At 51.0% G+C, this 26,162-nt stretch carries 47 protein-coding genes; 40 read left to right on the forward strand and 7 right to left on the reverse strand.

What is annotated here, in order from left to right; translation table 11 throughout:
- The 3 genes from AA74_RS1000000122765 to bfr all read left to right on the forward strand — a co-directional run.
- Window positions 1-114, forward strand: a 114-nt coding sequence (locus AA74_RS1000000122765) for an elongation factor Tu (RefSeq protein ID WP_000607214.1), incomplete at its 5' end; no start/stop codon positions are given.
- A gap of 179 nt (window positions 115-293) precedes the next feature.
- Window positions 294-488: a bacterioferritin-associated ferredoxin gene (gene bfd / locus AA74_RS0109075; RefSeq protein ID WP_008503493.1), complete on the forward strand. Its 195-nt coding sequence runs from the start codon at window positions 294-296 to the stop codon at window positions 486-488.
- A gap of 72 nt (window positions 489-560) precedes the next feature.
- Window positions 561-1,037: a bacterioferritin gene (gene bfr / locus AA74_RS0109080; protein ID WP_025912242.1), complete on the forward strand. Its 477-nt coding sequence runs from the start codon at window positions 561-563 to the stop codon at window positions 1,035-1,037.
- Here the strand turns inward: bfr and AA74_RS0109085 are convergent.
- Window positions 1,021-1,494 (reverse strand): A24 family peptidase, encoded by a 474-nt coding sequence (locus AA74_RS0109085; RefSeq protein ID WP_021242968.1) that lies wholly within the window; start codon window positions 1,492-1,494, stop codon window positions 1,021-1,023. The two genes, bfr and AA74_RS0109085, sit on opposite strands and share 17 nt — an antisense overlap.
- 380 nt (window positions 1,495-1,874) lie before the next feature.
- Between AA74_RS0109085 and rpsJ the strand changes: the two genes are divergently transcribed.
- From rpsJ to AA74_RS0109235, 31 genes are all read left to right on the forward strand, one after another.
- Window positions 1,875-2,186, forward strand: coding sequence for a 30S ribosomal protein S10 (gene rpsJ, locus AA74_RS0109090; RefSeq protein WP_001181005.1), 312 nt, complete (start codon window positions 1,875-1,877; stop codon window positions 2,184-2,186).
- Between the two features lie 32 nt (window positions 2,187-2,218).
- Complete coding sequence (gene rplC, locus AA74_RS0109095) at window positions 2,219-2,848, forward strand: 50S ribosomal protein L3 (protein WP_003863274.1); 630 nt, start codon at window positions 2,219-2,221, stop codon at window positions 2,846-2,848.
- 10 nt (window positions 2,849-2,858) lie between these two features.
- The gene (gene rplD, locus AA74_RS0109100; RefSeq protein WP_000424395.1) at window positions 2,859-3,464 is read left to right on the forward strand and encodes a 50S ribosomal protein L4; all 606 of its coding nucleotides are present in this window, start codon (window positions 2,859-2,861) and stop codon (window positions 3,462-3,464) included.
- Window positions 3,461-3,763 (forward strand): 50S ribosomal protein L23, encoded by a 303-nt coding sequence (gene rplW, locus AA74_RS0109105; RefSeq protein WP_000617546.1) that lies wholly within the window; start codon window positions 3,461-3,463, stop codon window positions 3,761-3,763. The genes rplD and rplW overlap by 4 nt, the downstream gene beginning before the upstream one ends.
- Window positions 3,764-3,780: 17 nt before the next feature.
- Window positions 3,781-4,602 carry a 50S ribosomal protein L2 gene (gene rplB, locus AA74_RS0109110; RefSeq protein ID WP_008457150.1) on the forward strand — a complete coding sequence of 274 codons (822 nt, stop codon included), beginning with the start codon at window positions 3,781-3,783 and terminating at the stop codon, window positions 4,600-4,602.
- A 16-nt stretch (window positions 4,603-4,618) separates the two neighbouring features.
- Window positions 4,619-4,897, forward strand: coding sequence for a 30S ribosomal protein S19 (gene rpsS / locus AA74_RS0109115; RefSeq protein WP_001138117.1), 279 nt, complete (start codon window positions 4,619-4,621; stop codon window positions 4,895-4,897).
- Between the two features lie 14 nt (window positions 4,898-4,911).
- Complete coding sequence (gene rplV, locus AA74_RS0109120) at window positions 4,912-5,244, forward strand: 50S ribosomal protein L22 (protein WP_002919773.1); 333 nt, start codon at window positions 4,912-4,914, stop codon at window positions 5,242-5,244.
- 17 nt (window positions 5,245-5,261) lie between these two features.
- Window positions 5,262-5,963, forward strand: coding sequence for a 30S ribosomal protein S3 (gene rpsC / locus AA74_RS0109125; RefSeq protein ID WP_000529945.1), 702 nt, complete (start codon window positions 5,262-5,264; stop codon window positions 5,961-5,963).
- 12 nt (window positions 5,964-5,975) lie between these two features.
- Window positions 5,976-6,386, forward strand: a complete 411-nt coding sequence (rplP, locus tag AA74_RS0109130) for a 50S ribosomal protein L16 (protein WP_002919759.1) — start codon at window positions 5,976-5,978, stop codon at window positions 6,384-6,386.
- Entirely contained in the window at window positions 6,386-6,577 is a 192-nt protein-coding gene (gene rpmC / locus AA74_RS0109135; protein ID WP_003863282.1) for a 50S ribosomal protein L29, read from the forward strand. The genes rplP and rpmC overlap by 1 nt, the downstream gene beginning before the upstream one ends.
- Window positions 6,577-6,831: a 30S ribosomal protein S17 gene (gene rpsQ, locus AA74_RS0109140; protein ID WP_008503489.1), complete on the forward strand. Its 255-nt coding sequence runs from the start codon at window positions 6,577-6,579 to the stop codon at window positions 6,829-6,831. The genes rpmC and rpsQ overlap by 1 nt, the downstream gene beginning before the upstream one ends.
- A gap of 166 nt (window positions 6,832-6,997) precedes the next feature.
- Window positions 6,998-7,369 (forward strand): 50S ribosomal protein L14, encoded by a 372-nt coding sequence (gene rplN / locus AA74_RS0109145; protein ID WP_002919748.1) that lies wholly within the window; start codon window positions 6,998-7,000, stop codon window positions 7,367-7,369.
- 10 nt (window positions 7,370-7,379) lie between these two features.
- Window positions 7,380-7,694 carry a 50S ribosomal protein L24 gene (gene rplX, locus AA74_RS0109150; protein ID WP_003863287.1) on the forward strand — a complete coding sequence of 105 codons (315 nt, stop codon included), beginning with the start codon at window positions 7,380-7,382 and terminating at the stop codon, window positions 7,692-7,694.
- 14 nt (window positions 7,695-7,708) lie between these two features.
- Window positions 7,709-8,248, forward strand: coding sequence for a 50S ribosomal protein L5 (gene rplE / locus AA74_RS0109155; RefSeq protein ID WP_001096202.1), 540 nt, complete (start codon window positions 7,709-7,711; stop codon window positions 8,246-8,248).
- Between the two features lie 14 nt (window positions 8,249-8,262).
- Window positions 8,263-8,568 (forward strand): 30S ribosomal protein S14, encoded by a 306-nt coding sequence (gene rpsN / locus AA74_RS0109160; protein WP_003863291.1) that lies wholly within the window; start codon window positions 8,263-8,265, stop codon window positions 8,566-8,568.
- A gap of 30 nt (window positions 8,569-8,598) precedes the next feature.
- Window positions 8,599-8,991, forward strand: a complete 393-nt coding sequence (rpsH, locus tag AA74_RS0109165) for a 30S ribosomal protein S8 (RefSeq protein WP_006178918.1) — start codon at window positions 8,599-8,601, stop codon at window positions 8,989-8,991.
- A 12-nt stretch (window positions 8,992-9,003) separates the two neighbouring features.
- Window positions 9,004-9,537, forward strand: coding sequence for a 50S ribosomal protein L6 (gene rplF, locus AA74_RS0109170; RefSeq protein ID WP_003863296.1), 534 nt, complete (start codon window positions 9,004-9,006; stop codon window positions 9,535-9,537).
- A 9-nt stretch (window positions 9,538-9,546) separates the two neighbouring features.
- Complete coding sequence (rplR, locus tag AA74_RS0109175; protein ID WP_003863297.1) at window positions 9,547-9,900, forward strand: 50S ribosomal protein L18; 354 nt, start codon at window positions 9,547-9,549, stop codon at window positions 9,898-9,900.
- Between the two features lie 14 nt (window positions 9,901-9,914).
- Window positions 9,915-10,415 carry a 30S ribosomal protein S5 gene (gene rpsE / locus AA74_RS0109180; protein WP_003863299.1) on the forward strand — a complete coding sequence of 167 codons (501 nt, stop codon included), beginning with the start codon at window positions 9,915-9,917 and terminating at the stop codon, window positions 10,413-10,415.
- A 6-nt stretch (window positions 10,416-10,421) separates the two neighbouring features.
- Complete coding sequence (gene rpmD / locus AA74_RS0109185) at window positions 10,422-10,601, forward strand: 50S ribosomal protein L30 (protein WP_003863301.1); 180 nt, start codon at window positions 10,422-10,424, stop codon at window positions 10,599-10,601.
- A 3-nt stretch (window positions 10,602-10,604) separates the two neighbouring features.
- A complete protein-coding gene (gene rplO / locus AA74_RS0109190) occupies window positions 10,605-11,039 on the forward strand; it encodes a 50S ribosomal protein L15 (RefSeq protein WP_003863304.1) in 435 nt (144 codons plus the stop codon).
- Between the two features lie 7 nt (window positions 11,040-11,046).
- Complete coding sequence (secY, locus tag AA74_RS0109195; protein WP_003863305.1) at window positions 11,047-12,378, forward strand: preprotein translocase subunit SecY; 1,332 nt, start codon at window positions 11,047-11,049, stop codon at window positions 12,376-12,378.
- Between the two features lie 31 nt (window positions 12,379-12,409).
- Window positions 12,410-12,526, forward strand: coding sequence for a 50S ribosomal protein L36 (gene rpmJ / locus AA74_RS01000000122100; RefSeq protein ID WP_000868187.1), 117 nt, complete (start codon window positions 12,410-12,412; stop codon window positions 12,524-12,526).
- A gap of 146 nt (window positions 12,527-12,672) precedes the next feature.
- Window positions 12,673-13,029, forward strand: coding sequence for a 30S ribosomal protein S13 (gene rpsM / locus AA74_RS0109200; RefSeq protein ID WP_008503488.1), 357 nt, complete (start codon window positions 12,673-12,675; stop codon window positions 13,027-13,029).
- Between the two features lie 16 nt (window positions 13,030-13,045).
- A complete protein-coding gene (gene rpsK / locus AA74_RS0109205; RefSeq protein ID WP_003863312.1) occupies window positions 13,046-13,435 on the forward strand; it encodes a 30S ribosomal protein S11 in 390 nt (129 codons plus the stop codon).
- Window positions 13,436-13,467: 32 nt separating this feature from the next.
- A complete protein-coding gene (rpsD, locus tag AA74_RS0109210; protein ID WP_004868345.1) occupies window positions 13,468-14,088 on the forward strand; it encodes a 30S ribosomal protein S4 in 621 nt (206 codons plus the stop codon).
- Window positions 14,089-14,113: 25 nt separating this feature from the next.
- Window positions 14,114-15,103 carry a DNA-directed RNA polymerase subunit alpha gene (gene rpoA / locus AA74_RS0109215; protein WP_002919219.1) on the forward strand — a complete coding sequence of 330 codons (990 nt, stop codon included), beginning with the start codon at window positions 14,114-14,116 and terminating at the stop codon, window positions 15,101-15,103.
- 40 nt (window positions 15,104-15,143) lie between these two features.
- A complete protein-coding gene (gene rplQ, locus AA74_RS0109220; protein WP_001216368.1) occupies window positions 15,144-15,527 on the forward strand; it encodes a 50S ribosomal protein L17 in 384 nt (127 codons plus the stop codon).
- 107 nt (window positions 15,528-15,634) lie between these two features.
- Complete coding sequence (locus AA74_RS0109225) at window positions 15,635-16,003, forward strand: DUF1992 domain-containing protein (protein ID WP_021242971.1); 369 nt, start codon at window positions 15,635-15,637, stop codon at window positions 16,001-16,003.
- Window positions 16,004-16,005: 2 nt separating this feature from the next.
- Window positions 16,006-16,431, forward strand: a complete 426-nt coding sequence (gene zntR / locus AA74_RS0109230; RefSeq protein WP_025912243.1) for a Zn(2+)-responsive transcriptional regulator — start codon at window positions 16,006-16,008, stop codon at window positions 16,429-16,431.
- Window positions 16,432-16,488: 57 nt separating this feature from the next.
- Window positions 16,489-16,704 carry an alternative ribosome-rescue factor A gene (locus tag AA74_RS0109235; RefSeq protein WP_021242973.1) on the forward strand — a complete coding sequence of 72 codons (216 nt, stop codon included), beginning with the start codon at window positions 16,489-16,491 and terminating at the stop codon, window positions 16,702-16,704.
- Here the strand turns inward: AA74_RS0109235 and mscL are convergent, their stop codons facing one another.
- The 5 genes from mscL to def form a co-directional block, all read right to left on the reverse strand.
- Window positions 16,705-17,115 (reverse strand): large-conductance mechanosensitive channel protein MscL, encoded by a 411-nt coding sequence (mscL, locus tag AA74_RS0109240; RefSeq protein WP_008503483.1) that lies wholly within the window; start codon window positions 17,113-17,115, stop codon window positions 16,705-16,707.
- 147 nt (window positions 17,116-17,262) lie between these two features.
- On the reverse strand, window positions 17,263-18,639 hold the full coding sequence (gene trkA, locus AA74_RS0109245) for a Trk system potassium transporter TrkA (RefSeq protein ID WP_008503482.1): 1,377 nt from the start codon (window positions 18,637-18,639) through the stop codon (window positions 17,263-17,265).
- A 22-nt stretch (window positions 18,640-18,661) separates the two neighbouring features.
- Window positions 18,662-19,948 carry a 16S rRNA (cytosine(967)-C(5))-methyltransferase RsmB gene (gene rsmB / locus AA74_RS0109250; RefSeq protein ID WP_025912244.1) on the reverse strand — a complete coding sequence of 429 codons (1,287 nt, stop codon included), beginning with the start codon at window positions 19,946-19,948 and terminating at the stop codon, window positions 18,662-18,664.
- Between the two features lie 52 nt (window positions 19,949-20,000).
- On the reverse strand, window positions 20,001-20,948 hold the full coding sequence (gene fmt, locus AA74_RS0109255; protein WP_025912245.1) for a methionyl-tRNA formyltransferase: 948 nt from the start codon (window positions 20,946-20,948) through the stop codon (window positions 20,001-20,003).
- A gap of 25 nt (window positions 20,949-20,973) precedes the next feature.
- On the reverse strand, window positions 20,974-21,483 hold the full coding sequence (def, locus tag AA74_RS0109260; protein WP_008503479.1) for a peptide deformylase: 510 nt from the start codon (window positions 21,481-21,483) through the stop codon (window positions 20,974-20,976).
- 127 nt (window positions 21,484-21,610) lie between these two features.
- On the opposite strand from def, the gene dprA reads away from it, so the two are divergent.
- The 6 genes from dprA to AA74_RS0109290 are packed head-to-tail and all read left to right on the forward strand — an operon-like array spanning window position 21,611 to window position 25,394.
- The gene (gene dprA / locus AA74_RS0109265) at window positions 21,611-22,735 is read left to right on the forward strand and encodes a DNA-protecting protein DprA (RefSeq protein ID WP_025912246.1); all 1,125 of its coding nucleotides are present in this window, start codon (window positions 21,611-21,613) and stop codon (window positions 22,733-22,735) included.
- The gene (gene smg, locus AA74_RS0109270) at window positions 22,707-23,180 is read left to right on the forward strand and encodes a DUF494 family protein Smg (RefSeq protein ID WP_008503477.1); all 474 of its coding nucleotides are present in this window, start codon (window positions 22,707-22,709) and stop codon (window positions 23,178-23,180) included. Before dprA ends, smg begins: the two co-directional genes overlap by 29 nt.
- Window positions 23,181-23,206: 26 nt before the next feature.
- Window positions 23,207-23,761, forward strand: a complete 555-nt coding sequence (locus AA74_RS01000000122105) for a type I DNA topoisomerase (RefSeq protein ID WP_032667390.1) — start codon at window positions 23,207-23,209, stop codon at window positions 23,759-23,761.
- Complete coding sequence (gene tsaC / locus AA74_RS0109280; RefSeq protein WP_008503475.1) at window positions 23,754-24,326, forward strand: L-threonylcarbamoyladenylate synthase type 1 TsaC; 573 nt, start codon at window positions 23,754-23,756, stop codon at window positions 24,324-24,326. The genes AA74_RS01000000122105 and tsaC overlap by 8 nt, the downstream gene beginning before the upstream one ends.
- Before the next feature lie 4 nt (window positions 24,327-24,330).
- Window positions 24,331-25,149 carry a shikimate dehydrogenase gene (aroE, locus tag AA74_RS0109285; RefSeq protein WP_025912248.1) on the forward strand — a complete coding sequence of 273 codons (819 nt, stop codon included), beginning with the start codon at window positions 24,331-24,333 and terminating at the stop codon, window positions 25,147-25,149.
- A complete protein-coding gene (locus tag AA74_RS0109290) occupies window positions 25,146-25,394 on the forward strand; it encodes a DUF1488 domain-containing protein (protein ID WP_023345007.1) in 249 nt (82 codons plus the stop codon). The genes aroE and AA74_RS0109290 overlap by 4 nt, the downstream gene beginning before the upstream one ends.
- On the opposite strand, the gene AA74_RS0109295 is transcribed toward AA74_RS0109290, so the two are convergent.
- Window positions 25,370-25,924: a gamma carbonic anhydrase family protein gene (locus AA74_RS0109295; protein ID WP_025912249.1), complete on the reverse strand. Its 555-nt coding sequence runs from the start codon at window positions 25,922-25,924 to the stop codon at window positions 25,370-25,372. The two genes, AA74_RS0109290 and AA74_RS0109295, sit on opposite strands and share 25 nt — an antisense overlap.
- Between the last annotated feature and the right edge of the window lie 238 nt (window positions 25,925-26,162).

Raw genomic sequence — 26,162 nt, forward strand, 5'->3', positions numbered from 1 at the left:
AAGATGGTTGTGACGCTGATCCACCCAATCGCGATGGACGACGGTCTGCGTTTCGCAATCCGTGAAGGCGGCCGTACCGTTGGCGCGGGCGTTGTTGCTAAAGTTCTGGGCTAATTAATTATCCCTGAATTAAAAAAGGACGCTTCGGCGTCCTTTTTTGTTTTCTACCGCTCAGGCGTCGTCACAAAATTTCGCATTTTTTGCCTGCTCCCGCCCCGCATTCTGGCGTTTGTGCTATTGTAATCATAACCATTCTCACTTACACTTTGCGCATAATTTGAACGGGAGTTTCTATGTACGTTTGTTTATGTAATGGTGTAAGCGACAAAAAAATACGTCAGGCCGTTCGCCAGTTTCAGCCCCAGTCATTCCAGCAGCTTCGCAAATTTGTTCCGGTGGGAAATCAATGCGGTAAATGTGTACGTGCTGCGCGAGAAATCATGCAGGACGAACTGATGCAGATCCCGGAATACAAAGAGATCGCCTAAGCGCCCATCTTTTTTTTGACATCCCTGTAGCCCGATCTACGCTTCAATGAGTGGAAGCGGAGGGACTTTATAATGAAAGGTGATGTTAAAATCATAAGTTATCTCAATAAATTATTGGGAAATGAGCTTGTCGCAATCAACCAGTACTTTCTTCACGCGAGAATGTTCAAAAACTGGGGACTCAAACGTTTAAACGACGTTGAGTACCATGAATCTATCGATGAGATGAAACACGCTGATAAATACATCGAGCGTATTTTATTCCTTGAAGGCATTCCAAACCTGCAGGATCTCGGCAAGCTGGGCATCGGAGAAGATGTCGAAGAGATGCTGCGTTCCGACCTCATGCTAGAACTTGAAGGTGCCAAAGATCTCCGTGAAGCCATTGCCTATGCTGACAGCGTACATGACTACGTCAGCCGAGATATGATGATTCAGATCTTGGCCGATGAAGAAGGGCATATTGACTGGCTGGAAACAGAGCTGGATCTCATTGCTAAAATCGGCCTGCAAAACTATCTTCAGTCACAGATTAAAGTGGAAGAATAACCAACGTCTTCCACCCTACGCATAAACCCGCTGCTGCCAGAAATGGCCCAAAAGGCAGCGGGTTTTTTATTGCCTTCTTATCAGGGCGGATTACCGAAAAAACAAGAATACAAAGAAGCGCCATCAGCGCCGCGAGCAACGCCAGCGCAGGCAGTACGCACCAGCCATGCCATGCACCAAGCGCCGCCAGGTACTTCACATCGCCATATCCCATCCCTTCACGCCGGCAGATAAACCAATAGCCCCAGTAAATAACGGCAAAGGCAATATATCCGGCCATCGCACCCGCCACAGCACTCGGCAGAAAATCAGGTTGGATACAAAGCTGGAAGAGCAGCCCCGCCCATAGCAGCGGGCAGAGAAATTTATCGGGAAGTAGACCGTAGCGAATATCGGCATTTACAAGTAAGGCTGTCAGTGAAAGATAGATCAGCAGAAAGGGGAGGGTGGTTAGCATGTAAAAGGCCTCAAACGGGTTTGAGCGCATAGTCGTTATAATCGGCCGGTCCGGCAATGCACAAAAAACGGAGATGCGTAGCGGCTCGAAACAAAGCATCGACACAGAATACATTGCATGAAACGTTGCGCGCTCTTACGCACCCTGCGACATTGGCGCTTAATTTCTAAACGGTACTTGCGTCTTGCCCAGATTTACGTATAATGCGCGGGCTTGTCGTAATTGACGGCGGGTTCAATCAGAACCAGAGTAGCTCATTTTGTTACTCAACAATGCTCCCAATTGGGGAGCTACGTAAGAACGGTTACACTCTCCCATCAATCGTAATGGGTTTGAGGAGTAATCATTTTCGTTTATAAAATAATTGGAGCTCTGGTCTCATGCAGAACCAAAGAATCCGTATCCGCCTTAAAGCGTTTGATCATCGTCTGATCGATCAATCAACCGCGGAAATCGTCGAGACTGCTAAGCGCACTGGTGCGCAAGTCCGTGGTCCGATCCCGCTGCCGACCCGCAAAGAGCGCTTCACCGTTCTGATCTCTCCGCACGTTAACAAAGACGCGCGCGATCAGTACGAAATCCGCACTCACAAGCGTCTGGTTGACATCGTTGAGCCAACTGAGAAAACCGTTGATGCTCTGATGCGTCTGGATCTGGCTGCCGGTGTAGACGTGCAGATCAGCCTGGGTTAATCAGGTCATCGAGCGATTGAGAGGTTGAAACAATGATTGGTTTAGTCGGTAAAAAAGTGGGTATGACCCGCATCTTCACTGAAGATGGCGTTTCTATCCCAGTAACCGTAATCGAAGTTGAAGCAAACCGCGTTACTCAGGTTAAAGATCTGGCTAACGATGGCTACCGCGCTATTCAGGTTACCACTGGTGCTAAAAAAGCTAACCGTGTAACCAAACCAGAAGCGGGTCACTTCGCTAAAGCTGGCGTAGAAGCTGGCCGTGGTCTGTGGGAATTCCGTCTTGCTGAAGGCGAAGAGTTCACCGTAGGTCAGGACATTAGCGTTGAGCTGTTTGCTGACGTTAAAAAAGTTGACGTAACCGGTACCTCTAAAGGTAAAGGTTTTGCTGGTACCGTTAAGCGCTGGAACTTCCGTACCCAGGACGCTACCCACGGTAACTCCTTGTCTCACCGCGTTCCGGGTTCTATCGGTCAGAACCAGACTCCGGGCAAAGTGTTCAAAGGCAAGAAAATGGCAGGTCAGCTGGGTAACGAACGTGTAACCGTTCAGAGCCTGGACGTAGTACGTGTTGACGCTGAGCGCAACCTGCTGCTGGTTAAAGGTGCGGTCCCGGGTGCAACCGGTAGCGACCTGATCGTTAAACCAGCTGTGAAGGCGTAAGGGGATAGCAATGGAATTAGTATTGAAAGACGCGCAGAGCGCGCTGACTGTTTCCGAAACTACCTTCGGTCGTGATTTCAACGAAGCGCTGGTTCACCAGGTTGTTGTTGCTTATGCAGCTGGTGCTCGTCAGGGTACTCGTGCTCAGAAGACTCGTGCTGAAGTAACTGGTTCTGGCAAAAAGCCATGGCGCCAGAAAGGTACCGGCCGTGCGCGTTCAGGTTCTATCAAGAGCCCGATCTGGCGTTCAGGTGGCGTGACCTTCGCTGCGCGTCCACAGGACCACAGTCAAAAAGTTAACAAAAAGATGTACCGCGGCGCGCTGAAGAGCATCCTGTCCGAACTGGTACGTCAGGATCGTCTGATCGTTGTCGAGAAGTTCTCTGTTGAAGCGCCTAAAACTAAGCTGCTGGCACAGAAACTGAAAGACATGGCTCTGGAAGATGTGCTGATCATCACCGGTGAGCTGGACGAGAACCTGTTCCTGGCCGCACGTAACCTGCACAAGGTTGACGTACGCGATGCGACTGGTATCGACCCGGTTAGCCTGATCGCCTTCGACAAAGTCGTAATGACTGCTGATGCTGTTAAGCAAGTTGAGGAGATGCTGGCATGATTCGTGAAGAACGTCTGCTGAAGGTGCTTCGCGCACCGCACGTTTCTGAAAAAGCGTCTACTGCGATGGAAAAAACAAACACCATCGTTCTCAAAGTTGCTAAAGACGCGACCAAAGCAGAGATCAAAGCTGCTGTGCAGAAACTGTTTGAAGTCGAAGTCGAAGTCGTTAACACCCTGGTAGTTAAAGGGAAAGTTAAACGTCACGGACAGCGTATCGGTCGTCGTAGCGACTGGAAAAAAGCTTACGTCACCCTGAAAGAAGGCCAGAATCTGGACTTCGTTGGCGGCGCTGAGTAAGTCGGAGGAGTAATACAATGGCAGTTGTTAAATGTAAACCGACATCTCCGGGTCGTCGCCACGTAGTTAAAGTGGTTAACCCTGAGCTGCACAAGGGCAAACCTTTTGCTCCGTTGCTGGAAAAAAACAGCAAATCCGGTGGTCGTAACAACAATGGCCGTATCACCACTCGTCACATCGGTGGTGGCCACAAGCAGGCTTATCGTATTGTTGACTTCAAACGCAACAAAGACGGTATCCCAGCAGTTGTTGAACGTCTTGAGTACGATCCGAACCGTTCCGCGAACATCGCGCTGGTTCTGTACAAAGACGGCGAACGCCGTTACATCCTGGCCCCTAAAGGCCTGAAAGCTGGCGACCAGATTCAGTCTGGCGTTGATGCTGCAATCAAAGCAGGCAACACCCTGCCGATGCGCAATATCCCGGTTGGTTCTACCGTTCATAACGTAGAAATGAAACCAGGTAAAGGCGGTCAGCTGGCGCGTTCCGCGGGTACTTACGTTCAGATCGTTGCGCGTGATGGTGCTTATGTCACCCTGCGTCTGCGTTCTGGTGAAATGCGTAAAGTCGAAGCAGACTGCCGCGCTACTCTGGGCGAAGTTGGCAATGCTGAGCATATGCTGCGCGTTCTGGGTAAAGCAGGTGCTGCACGCTGGCGTGGTGTTCGTCCTACCGTTCGCGGTACTGCGATGAACCCAGTCGACCACCCACATGGTGGTGGTGAAGGTCGTAACTTTGGTAAGCACCCGGTATCTCCGTGGGGCGTTCAGACCAAAGGTAAGAAGACCCGCAGCAACAAGCGTACTGATAAATTTATCGTACGTCGCCGTAGCAAATAATTTTAGAGGATAAGCCATGCCACGTTCTCTCAAGAAAGGTCCTTTTATTGACCTGCACTTGCTGAAGAAGGTAGAGAAAGCGGTGGAAAGCGGAGACAAGAAGCCCCTGCGCACTTGGTCCCGTCGTTCAACGATCTTTCCTAACATGATCGGTTTGACCATCGCTGTCCATAATGGTCGTCAGCACGTTCCAGTCTTTGTTACCGACGAAATGGTTGGTCACAAACTGGGTGAATTCGCACCGACTCGTACTTATCGCGGCCACGCTGCTGATAAAAAAGCGAAGAAGAAATAAGGTAGGAGGAAGAGATGGAAACTTTAGCTCAACATCGCCATGCTCGTTCTTCTGCACAGAAGGTTCGCCTTGTTGCTGACCTGATTCGCGGTAAGAAAGTGTCGCAGGCCCTGGACATCCTGACCTATACCAACAAGAAAGCTGCGGTATTGGTCAAGAAAGTACTGGAATCTGCCATTGCTAACGCTGAACACAACGATGGCGCTGACATCGACGATCTGAAAGTCGCGAAAATTTTCGTAGATGAAGGCCCAAGCATGAAGCGCATTATGCCGCGTGCGAAAGGTCGTGCAGATCGCATCCTGAAGCGCACCAGCCACATTACTGTGGTTGTGTCCGATCGCTGAGACTCTGGAGACTAGCAATGGGTCAGAAAGTACATCCTAATGGTATTCGCCTGGGTATTGTAAAACCATGGAACTCTACCTGGTTTGCGAACACCAAAGAATTCGCTGACAACCTGGACAGCGATTTTAAAGTACGTCAGTACCTGACTAAGGAACTGGCTAAAGCGTCTGTATCTCGTATCGTTATCGAGCGTCCAGCGAAGAGCATCCGTGTGACTATTCACACTGCTCGTCCTGGCATCGTTATCGGTAAGAAAGGCGAAGACGTAGAAAAACTGCGCAAGGTCGTAGCGGATATCGCTGGCGTTCCTGCACAGATCAATATCGCTGAAGTTCGTAAGCCTGAACTGGACGCTAAATTGGTTGCTGACAGCATCACTTCTCAGCTGGAACGTCGTGTTATGTTCCGTCGTGCTATGAAGCGTGCTGTACAGAACGCAATGCGTCTGGGCGCTAAAGGTATCAAAGTTGAAGTTAGCGGCCGTCTGGGCGGCGCGGAAATCGCACGTACCGAATGGTACCGTGAAGGTCGCGTACCGCTGCACACTCTGCGTGCTGACATCGACTACAACACCTCTGAAGCGCACACCACTTACGGTGTAATCGGCGTTAAGGTATGGATCTTCAAAGGTGAGATCCTGGGTGGTATGGCTGCTGTTGAACAACCGGAAAAACCGGCTGCTCAACCTAAAAAGCAGCAGCGTAAAGGCCGTAAATAAGGAGCGTCGCTGATGTTACAACCAAAGCGTACAAAATTCCGTAAAGTGCACAAAGGCCGCAACCGTGGTCTGGCGCAGGGTACGGATGTTAGCTTCGGCACTTTCGGTCTGAAAGCTGTTGGCCGTGGTCGTCTGACTGCACGTCAGATCGAAGCAGCACGTCGTGCAATGACCCGTGCAGTTAAGCGTCAAGGTAAGATCTGGATCCGTGTATTCCCGGACAAACCGATCACCGAGAAGCCGCTGGAAGTTCGTATGGGTAAAGGTAAAGGTAACGTGGAGTACTGGGTTGCCTTGATCCAACCGGGCAAAGTCCTGTATGAAATGGACGGTGTTCCGGAAGAGCTGGCCCGTGAAGCCTTCGGCCTGGCAGCAGCGAAACTGCCTATCAAAACCACCTTTGTAACTAAGACGGTGATGTAATGAAAGCAAAAGAGCTGCGTGAAAAAAGCGTTGAAGAGCTGAACGCTGAGCTGCTGAACCTGCTGCGTGAGCAGTTCAACCTGCGTATGCAGGCTGCAAGTGGCCAGCTGCAACAGACTCACCTGCTGAAGCAAGTGCGTCGCAATGTTGCACGCGTTAAGACTTTACTGACTCAGAAGGCGGGTGCGTAATGACCGATAAAATCCGTACTCTGCAAGGTCGTGTTGTTAGCGACAAAATGGAGAAATCCATTGTTGTAGCTATCGAACGTATTGTGAAACACCCGATCTACGGTAAATTCATCAAGCGTACGACCAAACTGCACGTACATGACGAGAACAACGAATGTGGTATCGGCGACAAGGTTGAAATCCGTGAATGCCGTCCACTGTCCAAGACTAAGTCCTGGACGCTGGTTCGCGTTGTAGAGAAAGCGGTTCTGTAATACAGTACGCCTTCTCAATACGAATAAACGGCTCAGCGATGAGCCGTTTATTTTTTCTACCCATATTGCAGAAGCGGTGTTATAATGCCGCGCCCTCGATATGGGGCTTTTTAACGGCTCTGATTTTAGAGTCTCAGGTAGTAGTTGACATTAGCGGAGCACTAAAATGATCCAAGAACAGACTATGCTGAACGTCGCCGACAACTCCGGTGCACGTCGCGTAATGTGTATCAAGGTTCTGGGTGGCTCGCACCGTCGCTACGCAGGCGTAGGCGACATCATCAAGATCACCATCAAAGAAGCAATTCCACGTGGTAAGGTCAAAAAAGGTGATGTGCTGAAGGCGGTAGTGGTGCGCACCAAGAAGGGTGTTCGTCGCCCTGACGGTTCTGTCATTCGCTTCGATGGTAATGCATGCGTTATTTTAAACAATAACAGCGAGCAGCCTATCGGCACGCGTATCTTTGGGCCGGTAACTCGTGAACTTCGTACTGAGAAGTTCATGAAAATTATCTCTCTGGCACCAGAAGTACTCTAAGGAGCGAATCATGGCAGCGAAAATCCGTCGTGATGACGAAGTTATCGTGTTAACCGGTAAAGATAAAGGTAAACGCGGTAAAGTAAAAAATGTTCTGTCTTCCGGCAAACTTGTCGTTGAAGGTATCAACCTGGTTAAGAAACATCAGAAGCCGGTTCCGGCCCTGAACCAACCAGGTGGCATCGTTGAAAAAGAAGCTGCTATTCAGGTTTCTAACGTTGCAATCTTCAATGCGGCTACCGGCAAGGCTGACCGTGTAGGCTTTAGATTCGAAGACGGTAAAAAAGTCCGTTTCTTCAAGTCTAACAGCGAAACTATCAAGTAATTTGGAGTAGTACGATGGCGAAACTGCATGATTACTACAAAGACGAAGTAGTTAAGAAACTCATGACCGAGTTTAACTACAATTCTGTCATGCAAGTCCCTCGGGTCGAGAAGATCACCCTGAACATGGGTGTTGGTGAAGCGATCGCTGACAAGAAACTGCTGGATAACGCAGCAGCTGACCTGACAGCAATCTCCGGTCAAAAACCGCTGATCACCAAAGCACGCAAATCTGTTGCAGGCTTCAAAATCCGTCAGGGCTATCCGATCGGCTGTAAAGTAACTCTGCGTGGCGAACGCATGTGGGAGTTCTTTGAGCGCCTGATCACTATTGCTGTTCCACGTATCCGTGACTTCCGTGGCTTGTCCGCTAAGTCTTTCGACGGTCGTGGTAACTACAGCATGGGTGTCCGTGAGCAGATCATCTTCCCAGAAATCGACTACGATAAAGTCGACCGCGTGCGTGGTTTGGATATTACCATTACCACTACTGCGAAATCTGACGAAGAAGGCCGTGCTCTGCTGGCTGCCTTTGACTTCCCGTTCCGCAAGTAAGGTAGGGTTACTGAATGGCTAAGCAATCAATGAAAGCACGCGAAGTAAAGCGCGTAGCTTTAGCTGATAAATTCTTCGCTAAACGCGCTGAACTGAAAGCGATCATTTCTGATGTGAACGCTTCCGACGAAGATCGTTGGAATGCGGTTCTCAAGCTGCAGTCTCTGCCGCGTGATTCCAGCCCGTCTCGTCAGCGTAACCGCTGTCGTCAAACAGGTCGTCCACATGGTTATGTGGGCAAGTTTGGGTTGAGCCGTATCAAACTGCGTGAAGCCGCCATGCGCGGTGAAGTGCCAGGCTTGAAAAAGGCTAGCTGGTAATTACCAATTGAATCACGGGAGTAAAGACAGATGAGCATGCAAGATCCGATCGCGGATATGCTGACCCGTATCCGTAACGGTCAGGCCGCGAACAAAGTTGCGGTCACCATGCCTTCCGCCAAGCTGAAAGTGGCAATTGCCAACGTGCTGAAGGAAGAAGGTTTTATCGAAGATTTTAAAGTTGAAGGCGACACCAAGCCGGAACTGGAACTTACTCTCAAGTATTTCCAGGGTAAAGCTGTTGTAGAAAGCATTCAGCGTGTCAGCCGCCCAGGCCTGCGCATCTATAAGAAAAAAGATGAGCTGCCAAAAGTTATGGCTGGTCTTGGTATCGCAGTTGTTTCTACCTCTAAAGGTGTTATGACTGATCGTGCAGCGCGCCAGGCTGGTCTTGGTGGCGAAATTATCTGCTACGTAGCCTAATCGGAGGAAAGAATGTCTCGTGTTGCTAAAGCACCGGTCGTTATTCCTGCCGGCGTTGATGTAAAAATCGACGGTCAGGTTATTACGATCAAAGGTAAAAACGGCGAGCTGACTCGTACCCTCAACAAAGCTGTTGAAGTTAAACATGCAGATAACGCTCTGACCTTCGGTCCACGTGATGGTTTCGTGGATGGTTGGGCTCAGGCTGGTACCGCGCGTGCCCTGCTGAACTCAATGGTTGTTGGTGTTACCGAAGGCTTCACTAAAAAGCTTCAGCTGGTTGGTGTAGGTTATCGTGCAGCTATCAAAGGGAATGCAGTAGGCCTGTCTCTGGGCTTCTCACACCCTGTTGAGCATCCGCTGCCGGCCGGTATCACTGCAGAATGCCCGACTCAGACTGAAATCGTGCTGAAAGGCGCTGATAAACAGCTGATCGGTCAGGTTGCAGCAGATCTGCGCGCCTACCGTCGTCCTGAGCCTTACAAAGGCAAGGGTGTTCGTTACGCCGACGAAGTCGTGCGTACCAAAGAGGCTAAGAAGAAGTAAGGTAACACTATGGATAAGAAATCTGCTCGTATCCGTCGTGCGACCCGCGCACGCCGCAAGCTCAAAGAGCTGGGTGCAACTCGCCTGGTGGTACATCGTACCCCGCGTCATATTTACGCACAGGTAATTGCACCGAACGGTTCTGAAGTTCTGGTAGCTGCTTCTACTGTAGAAAAAGCTATCTCAGAACAATTGAAGTACACCGGTAACAAAGACGCCGCTGCAGCTGTAGGTAAAGCTGTTGCTGAACGCGCTCTGGAAAAAGGCATCAGCAATGTTTCCTTTGACCGTTCCGGGTTCCAATATCATGGTCGTGTCCAGGCACTGGCAGATGCTGCCCGTGAAGCTGGCCTTCAGTTCTAAGGTAGAGGTGTAAGATGGCTCACATCGAAAAACAGGCTGGCGAACTGCAGGAAAAGCTGATCGCGGTAAACCGCGTATCTAAAACCGTTAAAGGTGGTCGTATTTTCTCCTTCACAGCTCTGACTGTAGTAGGCGATGGTAACGGTCGCGTTGGTTTTGGTTACGGTAAAGCGCGTGAAGTTCCAGCAGCGATCCAGAAAGCGATGGAAAAAGCCCGTCGCAACATGATTAACGTCGCGCTGAACAACGGCACCCTGCAGCACCCAGTTAAAGGTGTTCACACGGGTTCTCGTGTATTCATGCAGCCAGCTTCAGAAGGTACCGGTATCATCGCCGGTGGTGCAATGCGCGCCGTTCTGGAAGTTGCTGGGGTTCATAACGTTCTGGCTAAAGCATATGGTTCCACCAACCCGATCAACGTGGTTCGTGCAACTATTGATGGCCTGGAAAATATGAATTCTCCAGAAATGGTCGCTGCCAAGCGTGGTAAATCCGTTGAAGAAATTCTGGGGTAATTGACCATGGCAAAGACTATTAAAATCACTCAAACCCGCAGTGCAATCGGTCGTCTGCCGAAACACAAGGCAACGCTGCTTGGCCTGGGTCTGCGTCGTATTGGTCATACCGTTGAGCGCGAGGATACTCCTGCTGTTCGTGGTATGGTCAACGCGGTTTACTTCATGGTTAAAGTTGAGGAGTAAGAGATGCGTTTAAATACTCTGTCTCCGGCCGAAGGCTCTAAAAAGGCGGGTAAACGCCTGGGTCGTGGTATCGGTTCTGGCCTCGGCAAAACCGGTGGTCGTGGTCACAAAGGTCAGAACTCTCGTTCTGGCGGTGGCGTACGTCGCGGTTTCGAGGGTGGCCAGATGCCACTGTACCGTCGTCTGCCGAAGTTCGGCTTCACCTCTCGCAAAGCAGCGATCACGGCGGAAATCCGTCTGTCTGACCTGGCGAAAGTTGAAGGCGGCGTTGTAGACCTGAACACGCTGAAAGCAGCAAACATTATCGGTATCCAGATCGAGTTCGCGAAAGTGATCCTGGCTGGTGAAGTTTCTACTCCGGTAACTGTTCGTGGCCTGCGTGTTACTAAAGGTGCTCGTGCTGCTATCGAAGCTGCTGGCGGTAAAATTGAGGAATAAGTAGCAGATGGCTAAGCAACCGGGATTAGATTTTCAAAGTGCCAAAGGTGGATTTGGCGAGCTGAAACGCAGACTGCTGTTTGTTATCGGCGCGCTGATTGTGTTCCGTATTGGCTCTTTTATTCCGATCCCTGGTATCGATGCCGCTGTACTTGCCAAACTGCTTGAGCAACAGCGAGGCACCATCATTGAAATGTTCAACATGTTCTCTGGTGGTGCTCTCAGCCGTGCTTCTATCTTCGCACTGGGTATTATGCCGTACATTTCGGCATCGATTATTATCCAGCTGCTGACGGTCGTTCATCCGGCCCTGGCAGAGTTGAAGAAAGAAGGGGAGTCTGGACGTCGTAAGATTAGTCAGTACACCCGTTACGGTACTCTGGTGCTGGCAATATTCCAGTCGATCGGTATTGCTACCGGTCTTCCGAATATGCCTGGTATGCAGGGCCTGGTGTTAAACCCGGGCTTTGCATTCTACTTCACCGCTGTTGTAAGTCTGGTCACAGGGACAATGTTCCTGATGTGGCTCGGCGAACAGATTACTGAGCGTGGTATCGGTAACGGTATCTCAATCATTATCTTCGCCGGTATTGTTGCGGGCCTCCCGCCAGCCATCGCCCACACTATCGAGCAAGCGCGTCAAGGCGACCTGCACTTCCTCCTGTTGCTGTTGGTTGCAGTATTAGTATTTGCAGTGACGTTCTTTGTTGTCTTCGTTGAACGTGGTCAACGCCGCATTGTGGTGAACTACGCTAAGCGTCAGCAAGGTCGTCGTGTCTATGCTGCACAGAGCACACATTTACCGCTGAAAGTGAACATGGCGGGGGTTATCCCGGCTATCTTCGCTTCCAGTATTATTCTGTTCCCGGCAACCATCGCGTCATGGTTCGGGGGCGGTACTGGTTGGAACTGGCTGACAACAATTTCGCTGTATTTGCAGCCTGGGCAACCACTTTATGTGTTACTCTATGCGTCTGCGATCATCTTCTTCTGTTTCTTCTACACGGCGTTGGTCTTCAACCCGCGTGAAACAGCAGATAACCTGAAGAAGTCCGGTGCATTTGTACCAGGAATTCGTCCGGGAGAGCAAACGGCGAAGTATATCGATAAAGTAATGACCCGCCTGACTTTGGTTGGTGCGCTCTATATTACTTTTATCTGCCTGATCCCGGAGTTCATGCGTGATGCAATGAAAGTACCGTTCTACTTCGGTGGGACCTCACTGCTTATCGTTGTTGTCGTGATTATGGACTTTATGGCTCAAGTGCAAACTCTGATGATGTCCAGTCAGTATGAGTCTGCATTGAAGAAGGCGAACCTGAAAGGCTACGGCCGCTAATTGGTCGCCTGAGAAGTTACGGAGAGTAAAAATGAAAGTTCGTGCTTCCGTCAAGAAATTATGCCGTAACTGCAAAATCGTTAAGCGTGATGGTGTCATCCGTGTGATTTGCAGTGCCGAGCCGAAGCATAAACAGCGCCAAGGCTGATTATTTCGCATATTTTTCTTGCAAAGTTGGGTTGAGCTGGCTAGATTAGCCAGCCAATCTTTTGTATGTCTGTACGTTTCCATTTGAGTATCCTGAAAACGGGCTTTTCAGCATGGTGCGTACATATTAAATAGTAGGAGTGCATAGTGGCCCGTATAGCAGGCATTAACATTCCTGATCAGAAACATGCTGTGATCGCATTAACTTCGATCTACGGCATCGGCAAGACCCGTTCTAAAGCCATTCTGGCTGCAGCGGGTATCGCTGAAGATGTTAAGATCAGTGAGCTGTCTGAAGAACAAATCGACACGCTGCGTGACGAAGTTGCCAAATTTGTCGTTGAAGGTGATCTGCGCCGTGAAATCAGCATGAGCATCAAGCGCCTGATGGATCTTGGTTGCTATCGCGGTTTGCGTCATCGTCGTGGTCTGCCAGTGCGCGGTCAGCGTACTAAGACCAACGCACGTACCCGTAAGGGTCCGCGCAAACCGATCAAGAAATAATCGGGGTGATTGAATAATGGCAAAGGCACCAGTTCGTGCACGTAAACGTGTAAGAAAACAAGTCTCTGACGGCGTGGCTCATATCCATGCTTCTTTCAACAACACCATCGTTACTATTACTGATCGTCAGGGTAACGCATTGGGTTGGGCAACAGCCGGTGGTTCCGGTTTCCGTGGTTCTCGCAAATCCACTCCGTTCGCAGCTCAGGTTGCAGCAGAGCGTTGCGCAGAAGCCGTAAAAGAATACGGCATCAAGAATCTGGAAGTTATGGTTAAAGGTCCGGGTCCGGGTCGTGAATCTACTGTTCGCGCTCTGAACGCCGCTGGTTTCCGCATCACTAATATTACTGATGTGACTCCGATCCCTCATAACGGTTGTCGTCCGCCGAAAAAACGTCGCGTATAACGCTCGTTTTTTAGGTTAGTTGGAGATAGAAAATGGCAAGATATTTGGGTCCTAAGCTCAAGCTGAGCCGTCGTGAGGGCACCGACTTATTCCTTAAGTCTGGCGTTCGCGCGATCGATACCAAGTGTAAAATTGAACAAGCTCCTGGCCAGCACGGTGCGCGTAAACCGCGTCTGTCTGACTATGGTGTGCAGTTGCGTGAAAAGCAAAAAGTTCGCCGTATGTACGGTGTGCTGGAGCGTCAGTTCCGTAACTACTATAAAGAAGCAGCACGTCTGAAAGGCAACACAGGTGAAAACCTGCTGGCTCTGCTGGAAGGTCGTCTGGACAACGTTGTATACCGTATGGGCTTCGGCGCTACTCGTGCTGAATCACGTCAGCTGGTTAGCCACAAAGCAATCATGGTAAACGGTCGTGTTGTTAACATCGCTTCTTATCAGGTTAAAGCGAATGACGTTGTTAGCATTCGTGAGAAAGCGAAAAAGCAATCTCGCGTGAAGGCCGCTCTGGAGCTGGCTGAGCAGCGTGAAAAGCCAACCTGGCTGGAAGTTGATGCTGGCAAGATGGAAGGTACGTTCAAGCGTCAGCCAGAACGTTCTGATCTGTCTGCGGACATTAACGAACACCTGATCGTCGAGCTTTACTCCAAGTAAAGCTTAGTACCAAAGAGAGGACACAATGCAGGGTTCTGTGACAGAGTTTCTAAAACCGCGCCTGGTAGATATCGAGCAAGTGAGTTCGACGCACGCCAAGGTGACCCTTGAGCCTTTAGAGCGTGGCTTTGGCCATACTCTGGGTAACGCACTGCGCCGTATTCTGCTCTCATCGATGCCGGGTTGCGCGGTGACCGAGGTTGAGATTGATGGTGTACTTCATGAGTACAGCACCAAAGAAGGCGTTCAGGAAGATATCCTTGAAATCCTGCTCAACCTGAAAGGGCTGGCGGTGAGAGTTCAGGGTAAAGATGAAGTTATTCTTACTCTGAATAAATCTGGCATTGGCCCTGTGACTGCAGCCGACATCACCCACGACGGTGATGTTGAAATCGTCAAGCCGCAGCACGTGATCTGCCACCTGACCGATGAGAACGCAGCTATTAGCATGCGTATCAAAGTTCAGCGCGGTCGTGGTTATGTGCCGGCTTCTGCCCGAATTCATTCGGAAGAAGATGAGCGCCCAATCGGCCGTCTGCTGGTCGACGCATGCTACAGCCCTGTAGAGCGTATTGCCTACAATGTTGAAGCAGCGCGTGTAGAACAGCGTACCGACCTGGACAAGCTGGTCATCGAAATGGAAACCAACGGCACAATCGATCCTGAAGAGGCGATTCGTCGTGCGGCAACCATCCTGGCAGAACAACTGGAAGCTTTCGTTGACTTACGTGATGTTCGTCAGCCGGAAGTGAAAGAAGAGAAACCAGAATTCGATCCGATCCTGCTGCGCCCTGTTGACGATCTCGAATTGACTGTCCGCTCTGCTAACTGCCTCAAGGCAGAAGCTATCCACTATATCGGTGATCTGGTACAGCGTACCGAGGTTGAGTTGCTGAAAACGCCGAACCTGGGTAAAAAATCTCTTACCGAGATTAAAGACGTGCTGGCTTCACGTGGTCTGTCTCTGGGCATGCGCCTGGAAAACTGGCCACCGGCAAGCATTGCTGACGAGTAACCGGATCACAGGTTAAGGTTTTACTGAGAAGGATAAGGTCATGCGCCATCGTAAGAGTGGTCGTCAACTGAACCGCAACAGCAGCCATCGCCAGGCTATGTTCCGCAACATGGCAGGTTCACTGGTTCGTCATGAGATCATCAAGACGACCCTGCCTAAAGCGAAAGAGCTGCGTCGCGTAGTTGAGCCGCTGATTACTCTTGCCAAGACTGACAGCGTTGCTAATCGTCGTCTGGCATTCGCCCGTACTCGTGATAACGAGATCGTGGCAAAACTGTTTAACGAACTGGGCCCGCGTTTCGCGAGCCGTGCCGGTGGTTACACTCGCATTCTGAAGTGTGGCTTCCGTGCAGGCGACAACGCGCCGATGGCTTACATCGAGCTGGTTGATCGTTCAGAGAAAGCAGAAGCTGCTGCAGAGTAATCTGCAGTAACGTAAAAAAACCCGCTCCGGCGGGTTTTTTTATATCCGCGATATCCCCACTTCTCTACAATATCTGTATCAATTCTGTTCATCCTCTGGAGCGGGTAATGTGGCTGCTTGACCAGTGGGCAGAACGCCATATTCGTGATGCCCAAAAAAAAGGTGAATTCGACGATCTTCCGGGACGCGGCGAACCCCTTATGCTTGACGATGACTCGCATATTGCGCCTGAATTACGCGCGGGATACCGTTTACTAAAGAATGCAGGCTGTCTCCCTCCTGAGCTCGAACAGCGCAGAGAGGCTGTTGAACTTGTCGATCTGCTAAAAGGGATCCGTCAGGACGATCCGCGACATTCTGAACTTAGCCGCCGCCTCGCCGTGCTTGAACTTAAACTGCGTCAGGCAGGAATGAACACTGATTTTCTGCACGGTGAATACGGTGAACGCTTGTTGCGGAAAATAAACGAGGAGTAGTTATGTACCGTATCGGTGAACTTGCGAAGCTCGCGAACGTCACACCGGATACCATCCGATATTACGAAAAGCAGCAGATGATCGATCATGAAGTTCGTACTGAAGGTGGCTTTCGACTTTATACCGATAACGATCTGCAGCGCCTGCGGTTTATTCGGTATGCGCGTCAGCTCGGTTTCACATTAGATTCGATCCGCGAGTTATTATCGATCCGCATCGATCCGGCACATCACACCTGTCAGGAGTCGAAAAGCATTGTGCAGGCCCGGTTGGATGAAGTTGAAGCACGCATTCAGGAATTGCAAACCATGCAGCGCTCTCTGCAAAGGCTGAATGATGCTTGTTGTGGCACGGCCCACAGCAGTATTTATTGTTCCATTCTGGAAGCCCTTGAACAGGGGGCCAGTGGAGAAAGCGAGGACTGTTGATTTTTAGTCCAACCGGGTCTAGACTCCCGTCGACATAAACTATGCTCAGGAGAATTTATGAGCCGCTATCAGCACACGAAAGGACAGATTAAAGACAATGCCATTGAGGCACTACTTCATGACCCGCTATTCAGACAGCGCGTTGAGAAGAATAAAAAAGGGAAAGGAAGTTATCTGCGTAAAGGCAAGCATGCAAAACGGGGTAACTGGGAGGCCAGTGGCAAACAAGCGAATCGCTTATTTACCACTGGCCTTCCTGCTTTAAGCTTCTGATTAAACGCGCTTGTTCTGCTCTTTTAACAGATCGCGAATCTCACTCAGCAGCACTTCTTCTTTTGTCGGTGCAGGCGCTGCTGCCGGCTCTTCTTTTTTACGGTTGAGTTTATTGATCAGCTTGATAGCCATAAAAATGGCAAACGCTACAATCACGAAATCAAATACGTTCTGAATAAATACGCCGTAGTGCATCACGACTGCCGGCACATCACCCTGTGCTTCACGCAACGTGAAAGCGAACTGTTTGAAATCAATGCCCCCGATTAGCAACCCTAAAGGTGGCATGATAATGTCGGCCACTAATGATGAAACAATCTTGCCGAATGCTGCACCAATAATGACACCCACTGCCAAATCCACCACGTTTCCGCGCATCGCAAATTCGCGAAATTCTTTAATAAAACTCATTTTGTTCTCCTTGTGCCAGCTGACGACTATAAGTTTAACAAATGATTAGCTAATTGCCATTCGTGATAATTAAACGTTATGCAAAATAAAAGGCACAGAAATGAGAAGGATAAAGAGCGGGTACCCCATTTGAGAGCACCCGACACATTAAAGGAAGAATGGGCTTGGCTGGAATAAACGTTCGACGTCGGTAATAAACTTTTTATCGGTAAGGAACATAATAACGTGATCGCCTTGTTCAATGCGCAAATTATCATTGGCAATCATGACATCATTCCCGCGCACGACAGCACCAATAATGGTGCCCGGTGGCAGCTTAATTTCGTCTATCGAACGGCCCACGACGCGTGATGTGGTTTCATCTCCGTGCGCTACGGCTTCAATGGCTTCCGCTACCCCGCGACGAAGCGATGATACCCCAACAATATCCGCTTTACGCACATGGCTCAGTAACGCGGAAATTGTCGCCTGCTGCGGCGAAATGGCAATATCAATGACGCTGCCCTGAACCAGATCAACATAGGCTTTGCGCTGGATAAGCACCATGACCTTCTTTGCCCCCATACGTTTCGCGAGCATGGCAGACATTATATTCGCCTCGTCGTCGTTGGTGACGGCAATAAAAAGATCAACTTGATCAATATGCTCTTCAGCCAGCAACTCCTGATCTGACGCATCGCCATAAAATACGATCGTATTTTGCAGTTTTTCCGCCAGTTCAGCCGCTCGCTGCTGATCGCGTTCGATCAATTTTACGCTGTAATCTTTTTCCAGCCGGTGTGCCAGACCGGCACCAATATTGCCGCCGCCGACCAGCATAATGCGTTTATAGGGTTTTTCGAGACGCTGAAGTTCACTCATCACCGCACGAATATGCTGTGAAGCCGCAATAAAGAAGACTTCGTCCCCGGCTTCGACAATCGTAGAGCCCTGCGGGCGGATAGGTCTGTCGTGGCGGAAAATAGCCGCGACGCGCGTATCAATATGCGGCATATGCTCGCGCATGGTGGACAACGCGTTGCCAATCAACGGGCCGCCGTAATAGGCCTTAACGACGGCCAGGCTCACTTTACCTTCGGCAAAGTTCACCACCTGCAGGGCGCCCGGATATTCGATCAGACGGTAGATATTGTCGATCACCAGCTGTTCTGGCGCGATAAGATGGTCAATAGGAACTGCTTCTGAATTAAACAGTTTCTCAGCATCGCGGACATAGTCCGGAGAGCGGATGCGCGCGATTCGGTTTGGCGTGTTAAAAAGCGAGTAGGCCACCTGACAGGCCACCATATTGGTTTCGTCAGAACTGGTCACCGCAACCAGCATGTCGGCATCGTCAGCGCCCGCCTCACGAAGGACGCGGGGGTGCGAACCATGACCCTGCACAACGCGCAGGTCAAATTTGTCCTGTAAAACACGCAGGCGATCGCCGTTTGTATCCACTATGGTGATATCGTTGTTTTCGCCAACCAGATTTTCCGCCAGTGTTCCACCAACCTGTCCTGCGCCCAGAATGATAATCTTCATCTCTCGTGACCTGTTCTCAACATCACTCTTTGATTAGCTTAGCGTAAAAGAAGCCATCACCCTCTTCTGCACCCGGCAGATTCTGCTGACCCGGGCATTCAGGCGTTCCCGTATCGTGCAGCGCCGCGTCCGGGGTTCGTTTAAGGAAGGCCGCGATTTGCTGACTGTTTTCTTCCGGCAGTACTGAACAGGTTGCATAGACCAGCGTGCCGCCGGGTTTGAGATGCGGCCAGATGGCGTCGAGGATGTCGGATTGCAGTTGGGCAAGCTCACTAATATCACGATCGCGACGCAGCCACTTGATATCCGGATGACGACGAATCACGCCGGTTGCAGAGCAGGGGGCATCCAGCAAAATGCGATCGAATTGTGCTTCGCCACACCATTCTGCGGGTTTGCGTCCATCGCCTTGCTTAACCTGTGCCTTCATGCCCAGGCGCTTGAGGTTGTCGTAGACGCGTGAAAGACGCTGCTCATCAACGTCCACTGCCATCACGTTGGCCTGCGGAGCCACTTCAAGAATATGCGTCGTTTTGCCCCCTGGTGCGGCGCAGAGATCGAGGATCTGCTCACCGTTTTTAGGTTCGAGCCAGGTCATGCAACCCTGAGCAGAGGCATCCTGTACGGTTACCCAGCCTTCATCAAAACCGGGTAATGCATGTACCGGTGCAGGCGATGCTAAGCGCACGGCATCAGGGTATGCGTCATGGGTAAAGCCGCTCATTCCAGCGTCTTCGAGTAATGCCAGCCATGCGTCACGGGTCTGGTGATTACGATTCACGCGTAACCACATTGGCGGACGCTGGTTGTTGGCATCGGCAATGTCCTGCCACTGCTGCGGATAAGCTTTTTTCAGGCGCTTCAACAGCCAGTCCGGATGCAGGAAGCGCGCTTCGGTTTGGGCAAATTCAGCCAGAAGCTCATCCTGCTGTCGCTGGAACTGACGCAATACGCCGTTGATCAGCCCTTTCAGCTGAGGACGTTTAATCGCAACGGCACCTTCCACCGTCTCTGCCAGCGCGGCATGAGGTGGGATGCGGGTATGAAGAAGCTGATAAAAACCCACCATAATTAAATAATGTACGGTGCGCTGCTTGCCCGTCATTGGGCGGGACATCAGCTTGTTAATCAACCACTCAAGCTGAGAGAGTGTGCGCAGGACGCCAAAGCAGAGCTCCTGAAGCAGGGCTTTATCTTTATCAGAGACTTTTTGCTGCAGAGGAGGCAGGACGTTGCTCAGTGACTGGCCCTGCTCGATAACCTGCTCGACGGCCTGGGCCGCCATGCTGCGTAGATTTTGTTTTTTCATAACCGTAAAAATAAAAATGCCCGGAAACACCGGGCCTTAAGAATAAATTTGCTCAGGCAAGGCGATTGCCAGGGATAAACCATTCGCGACGGGAATTTAGTAGATCCTGAGCACTCATGGCTTTCTTACCAGCCGGTTGGAGCGATTCAAGATTCAAAATCCCTTGCGCAGTCGCCACCTGGATGCCGTTCTTGCTGGCATCAATAATCGTACCGGGTTCCGCCGTAGTCGCACCGCTAATGACGGAGGCTTTCCAGACTTTTACTGGCTGCTCATCAATTTCCAACCAGCTCATCGGCCACGGATTAAAAGCGCGAATACAACGTTCAAGTTGAGCGGCTGACAGGGACCAGTCGATCCGCGCTTCTTCTTTGCTCAGCTTTTCGGCGTAGGTTACCAGCGCGTCGTCCTGAACTTCTGGTTTTGCCGTATTGTCAGCAAGCTGCTGAAGCGTCTCGATGAGCCCTTGTGGGCCAAGCTCTGCCAGTTTGTCATACAGCGTGGCGCTGGTATCGTCTGACGTAATGGGGCAGGCCAGTTTATAGAGCATGTCGCCGGTGTCTAAACCTACGTCCATCTTCATGATGGTAACGCCCGTTTCGGCATCACCCGCCCACAGCGCGCGCTGGATAGGTGCTGCACCACGCCAGCGTGGGAGCAGGGACCCATGCACGTTGATACAACCCAGACGCGGCATATCAAGCACGGCTTTTGGCAGAATTAAACCGTAAGCCACTACCACCATTACGTCGGCATTCAGGTCAGCAACCTGCTGCTGATTTTCCTGCGGGCGCAGCGATGCGGGCTGAAAAACAGGAAGCCCATGCTCTTCTGCCAGCACCTTGACCGGGCTCGGCATCAGTTTTTTGCCGCGACCAGCAGGACGATCCGGCTGGGTAAAGACGCCAACAACCTGGTGACCAGACGATAACAGCGCGTCAAGATGACGCGCTGCAAAATCAGGGGTTCCCGCGAAGATAATACGTAGTGATTTAGACACGATGATCCTTGTATCCGGTGGGACGTTATGCGCGAGAACGCAAACGATCCAGTTTCTCTACTTTCTGACGAATACGCTGCTGTTTCAGCGGCGAGAGATAATCGATAAACAGTTTACCGACCAGGTGATCCATCTCATGCTGAATACAAATCGCCAGCAGATCGTCTGCCTCCAGTTCGAACGGATTACCGTCACGATCCAGAGCGCGAATTTTCACTTTCTCAGCACGCGGCACTAACGCACGCTGTTCTGGAATAGACAGACAGCCTTCCTCAATACCGGTTTCGCCACTCTTTTCAAGCAGCTCTGGGTTGATCAGCACCAGACGGCCATCGCGATTCTCAGAAACGTCGATCACGATAATACGCTTGTGAATGTCCACCTGTGTTGCCGCCAGGCCAATGCCTTCTTCGGCGTACATGGTATCGAACATATCATCAACGATACGCTGGATTTCTGCATTCACTTCTTTAACCGGTTCAGCGACGATGCGAAGGCGCTCGTCCGGAATATGTAATACTTGCAAAACTGCCATAAATTTCCAGAGTCGTGTTCAGGAGTTGATAAGAATACTCCCTCTATTCTAGACAAATCCCCCATCGATTGACAGCATCAGTGACCAATCGCAATGATTGCGGAGACCGCTTATGGCAGGGGAAAGGATGACATCTACCGAGATTTGGCTACGGCTCATGCACACAGGTTCTTTGTGTGGTGATGTCATGGTGGAAGCGGCTGCACGACTGCAGAGGCAGGAAGGCATCGACACGCTTGTCTTACGAAATGCTGGGCTGACAGCAAAGCAGGCTGAACGGTTCGTTGCGCTCAATGAGAGTGAGCTGGAACGTAGCCTGATATGGCTTGAGCAGCCGGGTCATCATTTATTAACGGCCAACCATCCCCTTTATCCCCCTTTGCTCCGCACGATCCCTGATTATCCCGGAGCATTATTCATAAAAGGTAACCCTGAGACGCTTAATACCGTTCAGCTGGCGGTGGTAGGCAGTCGTGCGCCGTCATGGTACGGCGAGCGGTGGGGGAAAATCCTGTGCGAACAACTTTCACAAAGTGGTTTCACGATCACCAGCGGGCTGGCCTGTGGTATTGATGGCGTTGCCCACAGCGCGGCGCTGTCAGTAAAAGGACGAAGTGTCGCGGTGCTGGGAAACGGTCTTTTTAGTATTTATCCACGTCGGCATCAGGCATTGGCGATGCGGCTTATTGAGTCTGACGGCGCGATAGTGTCTGAGTTTCCGCTTTCCGCGCAGCCCCGACCGGCAAACTTTCCGCGTCGTAATCGCATCATCAGCGGCCTTAGCAAAGGCGTGCTGGTCGTTGAAGCCGCGCGGCGAAGCGGTTCGCTGGTCACGGCACGGTGCGCGCTCGAACAGGGGCGAGAAGTCTTCGCCTTGCCCGGCCCGATAGGTAATCCCGGATGCGAGGGACCGCACTGGCTGATTAAGCAGGGGGCAACACCGGTAACGGAAGTCGCGGACATTCTTGAAAATTTGCAATATGGGCTGCAATGGCTGCAGGAAGATCCCGAAAAGCGACAATATTCATCAGATCAGGGAAAGGTGGCATTGCCATTTCCCAAGCTCCTGGCTAACGTAGGAGATGAGGTAACACCTGTTGACGTTGTCGCTGAACGTGCCGGCCAACCTGTGCCAGTAACGGTAGCACAGCTACTCGAACTGGAGTTAGCAGGGTGGATCGCAGCTGTACCCGGCGGCTATGTCCGATTAAGGAGGGCATGCCATGTTCGACGTACTGATGTATTTGTTTGAGACTTACATCCATAACGAAGCAGAAATGCGAGTGGATCAGGACAAGTTGACACAGGATCTTACCGATGCGGGATTTGAGCGGGAAGATATCTACAATGCGTTGATGTGGCTGGAAAAACTGGCTGATTATCAGGAAGGCCTTGCCGAACCGATGCAGCTTGCTTCTGACCCATTGTCAGTACGCATTTATACCGCTGAAGAGTGTGAACGGCTGGACGCCAGCTGCCGGGGATTCATTTTATTCCTTGAGCAGATTCAGGTGCTAAACCTCGAAACGAGAGAAATGGTGATAGAGCGCGTCATGGCGCTGGATACCGCAGAATTTGAACTGGAAGATCTCAAATGGGTGATCCTGATGGTTCTGTTTAATATCCCGGGCTGTGAAAATGCCTATCAGCAAATGGAAGAATTACTCTTTGAAGTGAATGAAGGTATGCTGCACTAATTCAATGTGCAGCACCAAGAGTTGTTATGGCCAAATCAGCACTATTCACGGTGCATAAAAACGAGCCCTGCCCGCAGTGCGGGGCTGAACTTGTTATTCGGTCCGGGAAACACGGCCCGTTTCTCGGTTGTTCTCACTATCCGGAATGCGATTATGTTCGTCCTCTGAAAAGCCAGGCGGATGGACATATCGTTAAAATTCTGGAGGGACAGCTTTGTCCTCTTTGCGGTGGCGAACTCGCGCTACGCCAGGGGCGTTTCGGCATGTTTATTGGATGTAGCCGCTACCCGGAATGTGAACATACGGAACAAATTGATAAGCCAGATGAAACGGCGATTGCGTGTCCTCAGTGTCAGCGCGGTCAGTTGGTACAGCGCCGTTCCCGTTATGGTAAGACCTTCCATTCGTGCGATCGCTACCCTGACTGCCAGTTCGTTATCAATTTTAAGCCGGTAGCGGGAATCTGCCCTCATTGCAATTATCCGCTACTGATAGAGAAGAAAACCGCGCAAGGCATGAAACGCTTCTGCGCCAGTAAACAATGTGGAAAGCCGGTTACGGCGGATCAAAATAGTGAATAATAACCTGCCATCAGGCTCCATTGCGCATGCAGTGGACGTACTGAAAAATGAAGAAGTCATCGCCTATCCAACTGAAGCTGTTTTTGGGGTCGGTTGCGATCCTGACAGCGAAACGGCTGTGAGCCGTCTGCTTACTCTGAAACAAAGACCCGTCGAGAAAGGGCTTATTTTGATCGCTGCGAATTACGAGCAGCTTAAGCCCTATATTGATGACTCTATGCTAACCCCAGCACAGCGCGAGACAATCTTCTCCGCATGGCCTGGACCAGTAACCTTCGTCTTCCCGGCTCAGCCTACAACGCCGCGCTGGTTAACCGGACGCTTTGACTCCCTTGCCGTTCGCGTCACTGACCATCCGCTGGTGGTGGAGCTGTGCCTGGCATTTGGTAAACCACTGGTCTCAACCAGCGCCAACCTGACCGGGCAGCCGCCTTGTCGGACAACCGAAGAAGTGCTGGCGCAGTTCGGGAATGACTTCCCTGTCGCTGTCGGTGAAACGGGAGGGCGCCTGAATCCATCTGAAATTCGCGACGCTTTGACCGGCGAACGTTTTCGCCAGGGGTAATCTCATGGAAACCTATGCTGTTTTTGGTAATCCCATTGCACACAGCAAGTCACCGTTGATCCATCAGCAGTTCGCGGAGCAGTTGCAGATAGATCACCCCTATGGTCGCGTACTGGCGCCAGTGGATGCCTTTATCCCTACGCTGGAGGCCTTTTTCGCCGCGGGGGGCAAAGGTGCGAATGTGACGGTCCCGTTTAAAGAAGAAGCCTTTGAACGTGCGGATGAGCTGACCGAACGCGCTTCACTTGCTGGTGCAGTCAATACCCTAAAACGGCTTGAGGATGGACGCCTTCTGGGGGACAACACCGACGGGATTGGTTTACTCAGCGATCTGGAAAGACTCTCCTTTATCAAGCCCGGATTCCGAATCCTGCTGATTGGCGCGGGTGGCGCATCGCGGGGCGTTTTGTTGCCTCTGCTTTCACTGGACTGTTCGGTGACCATCACGAACAGAACCTTTTCCCGGGCAGAAGCACTGGCGGCGTTGTTTGCGCATACCGGCAGCGTGAGCGCGGTAGCGCTTGACGATCTTGTCGAACGTGAGTTCGATCTTGTCATTAATGCCACATCCAGCGGCATCAGTGGCGAGATCCCGGCGATCCCCGCTTCGTTGGTCAGTGCGCATATGTACTTCTATGACATGTTCTATCAGAAAGGTAAGACGCCTTTCCTGAATTGGTGTGAACAACACGGCGCGAAACAGTTAGCCGATGGGCTGGGAATGCTGGTGGGGCAGGCTGCGCATGCGGTACTGCTCTGGCACGGAGTGTTGCCTGCTGTCGAGCCGGTCATTGAAAAGCTAAAGCAGGAGCTTTCGGCGTGAATCAGGCTATTCATTTCCCGGACAGAGAGAGCTGGGATGAGCATAAGCAAGCGGTCTGTTTTCCTGTGCTGGTGCAGGGTATGCAGCTTACCTGTGCCATCCATGGAGAAACGCTGTTGCATCGTTTTGGCGGCACAGACCCGCTAGCGGTATTTTGCGAAAATCGCTGGGATCTGGAAGAGGAAGCCAGCGATTTAATCCGCGAACAGCAGGAAGACGATCAGGGCTGGGTTTGGTTATCCTGATCCAAATAGTCATTCTTCCATTTTACGTAGTTGTTCGCCGAGTATTTTAATCCTTCGATCTCTGCCTCCTTAAGGGGGCGGATCTGTTTTACCGGGCTTCCCAGATAGAGATAGCCGCTCTCCAGCCGTTTGTTCTGCGGGACCAGGCTACCGGCGCCAATCATCACGTCATCTTCTACTATGACGCCATCCAGTAAAATCGACCCCATGCCAACAAGTACGCGATTTCCGACAGTGCAGCCGTGAAGCATGACTTTATGGCCGACGGTAACATCTTCTCCAATAATGAGGGGATTGCCTTTCGGGTTATAGGACGATTTGTGCGTGACGTGCAGAACGCTACCGTCCTGAATATTGGTTCGCGCGCCAATAGACACATAGTTAACGTCTCCCCTGATGGCAACGAGTGGCCAGATACTAACGTCATCGGCCAGTCGGACATCACCAATGACAACACTACTGGCGTCGATCATCACGCGATCGCCTTGTTTGGGGAACAGATCTTTATAAGGACGTAATACTGCAGACATAACTACCTCTGAGAATGAGCGCTATACAGAAGACTTTGATCGTATTCGTCGATCGAGGCAAGGCAAAATACGTCAATATTTAAGCAGATCGGGCGGGATTTCAGCGAAAAGCGCGGAAAATCAGCAGTCGGAAAAAAAGATCTAAAAAATACTTGTGCTAAAAATTGGGATCCCTATAATGCGCCTCCATCGACACGGCGGATGTGAATCACTTCACAAACAGCCCGGTCGGTTGAAG

The organism is Enterobacter sp. 5-4 (assembly GCF_000612205.1).
GTDB classification, from domain to species: domain Bacteria; phylum Pseudomonadota; class Gammaproteobacteria; order Enterobacterales; family Enterobacteriaceae; genus Enterobacter; species Enterobacter roggenkampii.